General features: G+C 42.9%; 12 protein-coding genes. 8 read left to right on the forward strand and 4 right to left on the reverse strand.

The window, feature by feature from the left end; genetic code table 11:
* The 7 genes from G468_RS0119020 to G468_RS0119050 form a co-directional block, all read left to right on the forward strand.
* Nucleotides 1-1,953 (forward strand): type IA DNA topoisomerase (locus G468_RS0119020; protein ID WP_026824282.1); only part of this gene is annotated, 1,953 nt, incomplete at its 5' end.
* Between the two features lie 84 nt (nt 1,954-2,037).
* On the forward strand, nt 2,038-2,382 hold the full coding sequence (locus tag G468_RS0119025; protein ID WP_026824283.1) for a plasmid mobilization protein: 345 nt from the start codon (nt 2,038-2,040) through the stop codon (nt 2,380-2,382).
* A complete protein-coding gene (locus tag G468_RS23565; RefSeq protein ID WP_026824284.1) occupies nt 2,372-5,128 on the forward strand; it encodes an LPD7 domain-containing protein in 2,757 nt (918 codons plus the stop codon). The genes G468_RS0119025 and G468_RS23565 overlap by 11 nt, the downstream gene beginning before the upstream one ends.
* Nucleotides 5,129-5,419: 291 nt before the next feature.
* Nucleotides 5,420-5,719: a hypothetical protein gene (locus G468_RS0119035; RefSeq protein WP_026824285.1), complete on the forward strand. Its 300-nt coding sequence runs from the start codon at nt 5,420-5,422 to the stop codon at nt 5,717-5,719.
* Nucleotides 5,720-5,780: 61 nt separating this feature from the next.
* Nucleotides 5,781-6,494, forward strand: coding sequence for a StbB family protein (gene stbB / locus G468_RS0119040; protein ID WP_026824286.1), 714 nt, complete (start codon nt 5,781-5,783; stop codon nt 6,492-6,494).
* Nucleotides 6,495-6,509: 15 nt separating this feature from the next.
* Complete coding sequence (locus G468_RS0119045) at nt 6,510-7,058, forward strand: hypothetical protein (protein WP_026824287.1); 549 nt, start codon at nt 6,510-6,512, stop codon at nt 7,056-7,058.
* Nucleotides 7,059-7,139: 81 nt separating this feature from the next.
* The gene (locus G468_RS0119050) at nt 7,140-7,589 is read left to right on the forward strand and encodes a regulatory protein RecX (protein ID WP_034250633.1); all 450 of its coding nucleotides are present in this window, start codon (nt 7,140-7,142) and stop codon (nt 7,587-7,589) included.
* A gap of 172 nt (nt 7,590-7,761) precedes the next feature.
* Here G468_RS0119050 and G468_RS0119055 read toward each other — a convergent pair whose 3' ends face one another.
* The gene (locus G468_RS0119055) at nt 7,762-8,406 is read right to left on the reverse strand and encodes a DNA methyltransferase (protein WP_026824289.1); all 645 of its coding nucleotides are present in this window, start codon (nt 8,404-8,406) and stop codon (nt 7,762-7,764) included.
* Between the two features lie 33 nt (nt 8,407-8,439).
* Between G468_RS0119055 and G468_RS24110 the strand changes: the two genes are divergently transcribed.
* Nucleotides 8,440-8,685, forward strand: a complete 246-nt coding sequence (locus G468_RS24110) for a hypothetical protein (protein ID WP_135678894.1) — start codon at nt 8,440-8,442, stop codon at nt 8,683-8,685.
* Nucleotides 8,686-8,824: 139 nt separating this feature from the next.
* On the opposite strand, the gene G468_RS23335 is transcribed toward G468_RS24110, so the two are convergent.
* The 3 genes from G468_RS23335 to G468_RS0119075 all read right to left on the reverse strand — a co-directional run bounded on the left by G468_RS23335 (nt 8,825) and on the right by G468_RS0119075 (nt 9,610).
* Complete coding sequence (locus tag G468_RS23335; protein ID WP_071846930.1) at nt 8,825-9,001, reverse strand: Rop family plasmid primer RNA-binding protein; 177 nt, start codon at nt 8,999-9,001, stop codon at nt 8,825-8,827.
* Nucleotides 9,002-9,053: 52 nt separating this feature from the next.
* Nucleotides 9,054-9,257: a hypothetical protein gene (locus G468_RS0119070; protein ID WP_026824290.1), complete on the reverse strand. Its 204-nt coding sequence runs from the start codon at nt 9,255-9,257 to the stop codon at nt 9,054-9,056.
* Nucleotides 9,258-9,421: 164 nt separating this feature from the next.
* The gene (locus G468_RS0119075; protein WP_026824291.1) at nt 9,422-9,610 is read right to left on the reverse strand and encodes a hypothetical protein; all 189 of its coding nucleotides are present in this window, start codon (nt 9,608-9,610) and stop codon (nt 9,422-9,424) included.
* Nucleotides 9,611-9,634 lie beyond the last annotated feature (24 nt).

Below are 9,634 nucleotides of genomic sequence, written 5' to 3' on the forward strand. Positions count from 1 at the left end.
CGCTATGAGCCGATTGCCGGAAAGGAAGCGCATACCCAAACCGTCATTGACTTGATTAACCGGGCTGATGTGATTATCCACGCAGGCGACCCGGACGACGAGGGGCAATTACTGGTTGAGGAATTGCTGGAATATACCGGCAACAGCAAGCCAGTTAAGCGTTTGCTGATTAATGACAACACCAACGCCGCCGTTAAAAAGGCACTGTCCCAACTGAAAGATAATCACCAGTTCAAAGGAATTTACCGCAAAGCACTCGCACGAGCCGCTGGCGATTTGATTTACGGTATGAGCATGACCCGTGCTTATACCATTGAAGGACGCAAAAACGGCTATCGGGGCGTCTTGTCCGTGGGAAGAGTGCAAACGCCGATCCTTGGGCTGATAGTACGCCGCTATCTCGCCAATCAGTCGCACACGTCGAGTTTTTACTACCCGCTTATCGGGGATTTTGCCGTTAACGGCCAGACATTCGCCGCCAACTGGAAGGTCAACGAAAATGCGCCGCAGGACGACAAGAAGCGTCTTACCAGCAAAAGTTATGCCGATGCACTGGCAGCACGTTTACGCGGCAAGGACGCCGATATAAAGGCCGCTGGCGTGCAGGAAAAAGAAAACGCACCGCCACTTCCGTTCAATCTGGTGAGATTGCAACAGACGATGAACCGCCAGCACAAAATGACGGCGGCGCGAACGCTGGAAATCACCCAGCAGCTACGCGAAAAATACAAAGCGATCACCTATAACCGCTCAGATTGCTCCTATCTATCTGACGAGCAGTTTAACGAAGCGCCACAGGTACTTGAGGCACTGCAAGGCATTAGCGATTTTAACGGACTTGCCCTTGATCAAAGCCGAAAAAGCAAGGCGTTTGACAGTGGCAAGGTAACGGCGCATACCGCGATTATCCCGACGGCCAAAGTACCGGAATTAAACGCCCTTAGTGAGCATGAAAGGTTAGTTTATCTAGCAATCGCACAACATTATCTGGTGCAGTTCATGCCCAACAAGCGTTATCTGGAAGCCTCAGTTGTCGTTGAGGTTGAAGGTGAAACCTTTAGCGCACGGGCAACAAAAACGATGGATGCCGGGTTTAGCGCCTTTCTCAAAGGTGAAGCGTCAGACGCCAGCGATGAGGATATGCCGGACAGCGCGTTTGGCGTGCTACAGGCATTACGCACCGGGGAAACCGGCCGTTGTGATGCGGTGACCGTGAATGAAAAGAAAACCACGCCACCGCTGCTATTTACCGAAGCCACGCTACTGGCAGCACTGGTGCGGGTAGCGGATTTCGTTGAAGATGCACAAATTAAACAATTGCTAAAAGAAAAGGATAAAGACAAAAAGGATGAGCACGGCGGCATCGGTACACCCGCCACACGTTCTGACATGCTGGAAAAACTAAAAAACCGCCAGTTTATCCGTGAAGAAAAAGGGAAGTTGATCCCCACTGAAACCGGCGTGGCATTTTTCCGCGCTCTGCCAGCGTCAGCGACACTTCCCGATATGACTGCGCTCTGGTCAGCACAACAAAGCGATATCGAGCAAGGCAGTAAAACGGTTGATGAATTTGTGAATACGCTTATCGATGATTTGCGCCAGCACGTCAATACAGTCAGCGTGGGTGAAATTAAAGGCGAAACAAAACCCAACAGTGGACAGGTAGAAAGATTAGCCACACCCTGCCCCAATTGTGGTAAGGATATTGTGGTGCGTCCCAAACTGTTTGCCTGTACCGGCTGTGACTTTAAAATCTGGTCTACGGTGGCAGAGAAAAAACTCACCGCTAAACAGGTTGAAATTCTCATTCAAAAGGGAAAAACAGGCATGATTAAAGGCTTTAAAAGCAAAGCAGGGAAAAATTTCAATGCCATGTTGATTTTACAAGATAAAACCACTGGAAAAGTGGGATTTGAGTTTAACCGCACTGAACCCTGTCGGAAAAGATTTTAAGTTGTTTTTTTAATTATCAAAATTTCTTCCTCATCCTTTATTTTCCCTCGCTATTTTATTGCCCCATTTTCAAAGGATGCTGTTATGTCCAAATTAAAAGATAAAGTGGTCGCTTTTCGTCTGTCTCAGGAAGATTTTTCGCATTTTGAGGAAAAACTGCTGACATCGCAGATGACGAGATCGGCTTTTTTTCGTGAAGTATTTTTACAGGCAAATGTAAATCTTACCGTGCAATCTTTACCGTCAAAGGAGTTAGGCCACCTCATGTTTCTCTACAACAAAGCCAGTAACAACCTGAATCAAATCGCCCATCAGGTCAATATTGCCCATCTCACCCAAAAAGTCTCTGAACGACTTTACCGGCAGGTGAATAACGGGCTGATTGATATCAGGGAACTGCTGTTATCAGGAGTCCACGATGTTAATTAGAGTCAAAGGCTATAACGATGGCGGTAAAGAATATCTTGAGGAAGGCAAAAAAAACGGGCGCGATTTATCACGTGAAGAATTGGATGAGCGGGTTATTCTTTATGGGGATCTGGATTTAACCCAAATGATTTATCGACAGATCCCCGATAAGGGACAAGAACGTTACGTTTCTTTTACCCTTTCTTTTCGTGAAGAGTGTGTAGCTAATGAAACCTTACTCGCCCTTACGCAAGAATTTAAAGATTTTCTCATGTACGCCTATGAAGCAGAAGAATACAATTTTTATGCGGAAGCGCATATTCCGAAAATCAAATTTTTGCCCGACAAAAAGACCGGCAAAATGATTGAGAGAAAGCCGCATATTCATATTCTGGTTCTCCGAAAAAATCTTTTATCCGGGCGAGAAATGAATCCTCGTGGCTGGTTCGATTCCCATGTTTCATATTTCGAGGCGTTTCAGGAGTACATTAACCAGAAATATCAGCTTCAATCCCCACGTGAACATATCCGCATCAATCCTACTAATGTAGCGGAGGTGTTATCGCGTTACAAGGGGGATGATTTTCTGAGTAAAAATCGCGATTTCAAACAGAAGCTCGTCACTGAGATTGTCGATAAAGCGATACATACGCGCCACGATTTTTATAACTTAGTGGCTGATTATGGCGAGACCCGCATTCGTAATAAAGGCAAAGAGAACGAATACATTGCCGTCAAGTTGCCGGGTAATGCCAAATTTACCAATTTGAAAGAAACCATTTTCCAGGAGGATTTTATTGTCCGTCGCGAACTGAAAAAACCCCCACTGGATAAACAGGTTATCCAGGAACGGTTAAAGGGCTGGCCGCAGCGCGCGAAAGAAATCAAATATGTCAGTAAAGCCTCATCCAAATTCATCAAACTTTACCAGTCTGCCGCGCCGGCAGAGAAACGATTATTACTGGCGAAACGGCAAATTGACTTTTACGAAAAATATAGGGGTCAGCATGAGTTACACCCTGCCAAACGGCAAAACTATCACCAGCGAAGTCTTGCTGAAACTCAAACAGGACGCATTACCGCATTTGCCGATGGCCTGCAAAGTATGTCCGGCGGCAATGTGGCAGCTCACCGGCACGGTCTCACAGCCGAGCATACGGTGTTTTTGCCGGGTGATGCACACCTTCACCTGGGACAGTCAACATCAGGACGAAGTGATGGATTGCGATCTGATTTATCAGGGGCAGGAAACGGAAGAAGATACACCGATGCAGACCGGTTTACCCACATTCCTGGCATCCCCAGTCTCACCGAATCCCTCGAGCGAGCCGGATATCGAATCAGGGAAGGAATGGGAGGAGCAGTCGCCGGCACGTTGACACTTCCACCTTATGCCTTAAATCCCCATGCAGTGGCCACCCTCGAACAAATACAACAGCGTAGCGACAGCTTCTTTCAGCAAAAAAATCATCAGAAAAAATCGACCGTCGTGTCCCTGGTTCGTAGGGTGATGCCAAAAACAAATAAAAATGCCTCCCATGTCGCCGCCTATTTTTTACGTCGCGCAACAGAAAACCGTATTGAACCCGCTCATCGTCAAGCAATCCATACCATTGATAATCAATTTTTCACTGTTCGTCGGACCATCATGCGGGATGCGCGTTTAACTCGCAAAGAAAAAAGTCAATTCCTGTCAGTGTTAACGTTCGAACGCCTGAAAGCGCATCAGGGTATCAGGCATCCTAATCTACCTTTTGAAATGGAGAAACCCGATATGGGGAGTAAAACTATTCGTCAATTAATTCCATCATCCCGTACGCCGGATAATTCAATTAGCGGCGCTATACCTGATGACAAAGCCATGCCGGCTAAATCGCGCTTTGAATTATTCATTCGGCATTTACAGGCGCAATTAGAGCGAAAAAGCGCGGATAATGAGAAACGCGCAATCTCAGCGTTCGATCTTTACACCAAACGCGCGAAGTTAAGTAAGAACGTACATTATTTGGATAAAAAAACCGATCGCACCTTGTTTGTCGATACCGGTAATGCCATTACGGTCAGAAAAGCGGCGATGACAGATTCAGCCATCATGGTCGCCCTGACACTTGCCAAAGAAAAGTTTGGCAGCACCTTAACGATTAAGGGCAGTCAGGCGTTTAAAGACCAAATAATTGAGGTGGTGGCTAAAAACAATCTGGATATTCATTTCACGGACAAGGGAATGAATCAGCAACTGGAAGCCAGAAAAGCAGAACTGGCGATTGAAAAAACGGGTTCACGTATTGAAAAACCTTACAATCCTGTTGATACAGAAAAAACAACGCTCGATAATCAAAAAGCAGCGTCAGGTGAGCCAGAAAAGGAAACGCAAGCACCCTCAACAGACAAGCTGGGTGTTTTTGAAGGCTATCTGGTTGAACACGGTGCTGCGCCCTTTAAATTTAAACCCGACATGAGCAAACCGGAAGAAAAACGCAATGACAGTTATTTTGTTAAATTGCAACTTGATGATGGCAACGTCAAGACCTTGTGGGGTGTTGGGCTGGAAGATGCCGTCGTGGGCCTTGAAACGAATGAGCCAATTAGACTTGAAGATAAAGGCGTTGTCCCGGTTAAGTGGACAGAAACACAAGCGGATGGCAAATCGGTGAACAAATCCGGTCAACGCCGCATTTGGCAAGCCACTCCTATCGATAGACACCATGAAAATGAAACCGAAACACCGCAATCGGACGCCGATTATGACGGGCCAGAGGTGGCCTGACCGTCGCCATTTTTCTGACAGAAAAATTAACTTGTTTTTGTCTGGGGTTTCAAAGGGGGTCCCCCTTTGGCACGGTCGATTTTACAGTGGGCTTTCGCCCATTGTAAACATCGGTCACGTGCCTCTGGTATTTCAATGACTGATCCAGGCATTCATTAATCTTCACTATTACGCAATAAAAAGCTTTAATACGCAATAGATGGAGGTATAATGCCACTAATAATCATTAGTACGCATTAATATGCTTTAATGAGCATTCTGACAAAAATCGATTAGTCTAAAGGCAAAACAATGAAGGACTGGAGATCAAAATCAAGAATTGGGCGCGCTGTCTTCATAAAACACCTTAATGAGATCAGAGAAAAACTTAACGAAGGAGAGACCAACCGACAAATCTATCTGCACTTAGTTAAAACCTATCAATTTTCTCTCAGTGAATCCCAATTTAACCGCTACATCCAAAAATATTGCGCTGATTTGCTCGCAAAAATACGGTTTGTACCTACAACCAAGAACATGAGTCAACCACAAAAGTTGGATAAAACAACTCAACCCGACACCGTAAAAAAATCCGCAACCCGTCAGATTTAAAAAAATTGAGAGAACAATCTATTAATCTGGAAGACTTAGAAAATTATCAGGAGCCTGAATAATGAAAATTGCCATACTTAATTATACCGGCACCGTTGGAAAAACCACGGTGGCCGCTCACTTATTATCGCCTCGGATGCAAGCACCAATTTTTGCCATCGAATCAATCAATGAAACGGCTCAGGGATTAGGGATTGACGTGGAAAAAATGGATGGCAATAAATTCAGAGCATTATTTAAGAAAATGATGCTTGAAGAAACGGCAATCATCGATATTGGCGCATCTAATATCGAAGAATTCATGAACAACATGATCAAGTTTGATGATTCACATGAAGAATTTGATTTATTTTTAATTCCCGTTACATCGGGCACAAAAGAACAAAAAGAAACGGTGTTGATGATTAATACACTTTCAAGTATTGGCATTGCCAAAGAAAAAATAAAAGTGATTTTCAACAGAGTGGATAATGACGTTGATGAAGAATTTTGTTTTGTGATTAATCATCATAAAAAAGCAAAAAATTTCACTCTGAATAAAGAGTGCGCCATTTTTGAAAATGAGCTGTTTGACGCCTTGTCTATCAAAGGATTAACGGTGGATGCGCTCCTTTCTGACGAAACGGATTACAAATCCTTATTAAAAAATAACAAAGAGGCCAGCGAAAAAGACAGAAATCATTGGGCGGATATGTTTGGCCTTAAAGCCCTGGCTAAAAGCGTTAAACGAAATCTGGATTCCGTTTATGAAAATTTGTTCAACCAAACCAACTAATCGAGATTGAATAGAATGGATGAAAAAGAACCTAATCCAAGAAGTGCCAGAGATGCGCTGATGATCGAGCTAATCGGCGATTTAGGTCGTGTGAACGACCAAATCACCGCATTACCTGCTGATATTAAGTATGCTATAGAAGGGTCATTAAGATTAATTGCCGATGCCGTTGAACAGACCGAAAAAAGTGTTGAGGAGGTACTTGAAAAATATCGGGCAGAAATAAATGCATCGGCTAAAACGGAAGCCCAAAATTTCAAAAAATTAATTGCACAGACGAAAAATGAAATGACCATCACGTTGGCAGAAAATGAGCGCGACAAGAATCACACCCTGTCTGTCATTATGGCGGTTTTGGTGATTTTTAGTACCCTATTTTGCGGTTGTATGTTAGGTTTTTTGTTTTACACGCAACAAAAACATGATGAAAGAATTGAAGGTTATATCGATGCTTATCAGATGCAACAAACCGTATTAAAACGGCTGCCTGAAAAAATCCAGAAGCAATTTGAAGAAGAAAAAAGAAAATTACTAACGCAGGGCAAGCCCTTTGTTCAATCCTGAAATGAATCCAAAAAAATTTGGATCCATTTCAGGATTCTATTTTTTAGATAAATAGCATTTTTCATATAAAAGGTTATAGATATGAAAAGGTTAGACAAACTATATCATCATGCAGTGTCATTACTATCTCGTAAGGATTATACCAACGGTGAAATGCGGAGAATTTTGAGTCAATTAACAGAGGACTCTATCGATGTTGAAGTGACGCTCAATAATCTAAGAGATGAGGGGTATATTAATGACCAGCGTATAGCTGAAAATATGCTCACTCGTTTTTTACGAAAACAGTATGGAGTGACAAGAATTCGACTCGAACTACGTCAAAAAGGGATTGCGAGAGAAATTACTGAAAATTTAATTAATTCTCTGGATATTGATTGGTTTGAGATGGCATCAGAGAGTCGAGTTAAAAAGTTTGGTGAAGATTTACCTATTGAGCCTAAGGAAAAAGCGAAGCAGATTAGGTATCTCCAAAGTCGTGGTTTTTCGATGGATATGATTATGGAATCACTCTCACCACGGACTGATTAATATCTTGTTTAACTCTAGTTTGATGATTAACGTTTGTTTGAAAAATAGTTTTTTGAATTCTATTGAGTTATTGATTGTTAGATATCAAGTTCAGTACCTAATCCAACAATCGCGATTAACAACGAAAAATAAATAATAAAACTGGGCGGATAGACCGCCCTTTATTTTCTCTTTAAGCAACACGCCGAGCACGCAAAGCGGCAATACGTTGTTGACCAATGGCATGATATTCAGCAAGAAGCTCAATACCAATATAACGCCGTCCTGAAAGCGCAGCAGCAATACAGGTAGAGCCAGAACCCGCAAACGGATCGAGTACAATTGCGTTAGGCTGCGTAAAAGACTCTATGAGCGGTTGTAAGCTACTAACGGGCTTTTGAGTTGGATGATAAAGATTACCTGTATATTGCCATGACTGTACGTCTTTCATTGGCTTGACGGGCATTACCGGACGGCCTTTCGCCAGCAGATAAGCATTTTCGTGGCTGTGCCCTAAAAACCCAGTTTTCGACGTATAGCGTTTCTTGAAAACGAGATGACCAACAATACGGAAGCCGGATTTTTTCCACGCATCAACAAATTTTTCAACCCGATTCCAGCCGTAAAAACTGACCATCAGACTATTGGGCTTCAATACGCGAAACATTTGTTGACAGGCGGGTAATAGCCATTCGTCAGTTTTGTCATTAGCAATTGAGCGCCCTGAGCGATCCGTGTAATCAACCAGATAGGGCGGATCGGTGAGGATAAAATCGATTGCATTATCAGGAAAAGTTGCCATAATTTTCAGGCTGTCGCCTTGTATAAATCGGGACATGGGAGTGTCTCCTATTTAGTGGGACAGCAGGAGGTGACCCCATGTCACCGTTCCCTTACTGCCGGATGTCACGCAGCCATTGACCATTTGGGGTCAAGTGGAACGTGGAATACCGGAGCCATGTATGGCGAGGATATGCCGCGAAAGCCACTTGAAGGCTTGCCGTCCCCTAAAAATGGGCGTATGGCAAGCTGGCATCGGGCAGTAAGGGAGTCCTTCAAAGTTGAAATTAATTCGATTGATAAATTTGATTTCTGTGCGGGAATTCAATCTATTTAAGCAATAGGCTTTTTTTCACTGTGTTTTTAACACCCTGTAAGGAAACATAAGCGGAGCCGCCATTAGCGGCGACATCCTTATTTTTATGAGTAACTACAATCTTTTGCTTGTTTTTCTGTGCAAAGAATAGGGTGAGTAATCATCTTTCCAGTGTTTTTTTCAAATTAAGATAAAGCTCTTCTGCCATGTCGTACAAATCTTCGCACTCATCTGCACAATCATCCAGATTAAGCTGATTGAGCTTATCTAAGAGTATTAATGTTTGGCTTTTTATAAAACCCGCAATATTCAGGGCTGTTAACTCTTGTTTGGTCATCGATTATAAAAACATTAAGTAAAATTAAAAAGGAAATAGATATTAGGTTATTCTACCCGATGATAAGGATTTTTTCTTTTCCGGCACTGCCTATCAATCGCATGGAGCCGTGCCACTCCGGTAAGTAAATCAGAAACAATTTTAGTTGCCCATTAAGTCGATTACCCAATCCGCCCCAACGCTGAATAAGCAACAAATCACCAAATAAATCATAACAGAGTTCCGCTTTGTCAACGATCACCGAAAACTGATCCACTTTTTATCTAAATCCGATCAATCAAAATTGATCCACCCAATTCTCTTTATGGTTTTTATACCGTAGGCATGGAAGTTACCGTCATAAGGAGTAAAAGCAATTGTACGACTAATCGGCTGATTTTTGAAAATCGCCTGTTGCAGTTTTGATATGGCGTAAAACCCCTATTTGATTTCGCACACTCTTTGGAGGATTTTAAATGTGGCGGCTTTTTGTTTCGGTGAAATGTTATTCCATTGCCGATACGAAGTGATGATATTATTTAAAAAACGGACTTCCCAATTTGTTAGTGTCGGATATTTTTTCCACAAAGTGGCATTTTCAGCATGAGCAATTAATTCAGATTCTTTCATTTGTTTTTATTTCGCCGTGCTAAA

Source organism: Arsenophonus nasoniae DSM 15247 (assembly GCF_000429565.1).
Classification (GTDB): domain Bacteria; phylum Pseudomonadota; class Gammaproteobacteria; order Enterobacterales; family Enterobacteriaceae; genus Arsenophonus; species Arsenophonus nasoniae.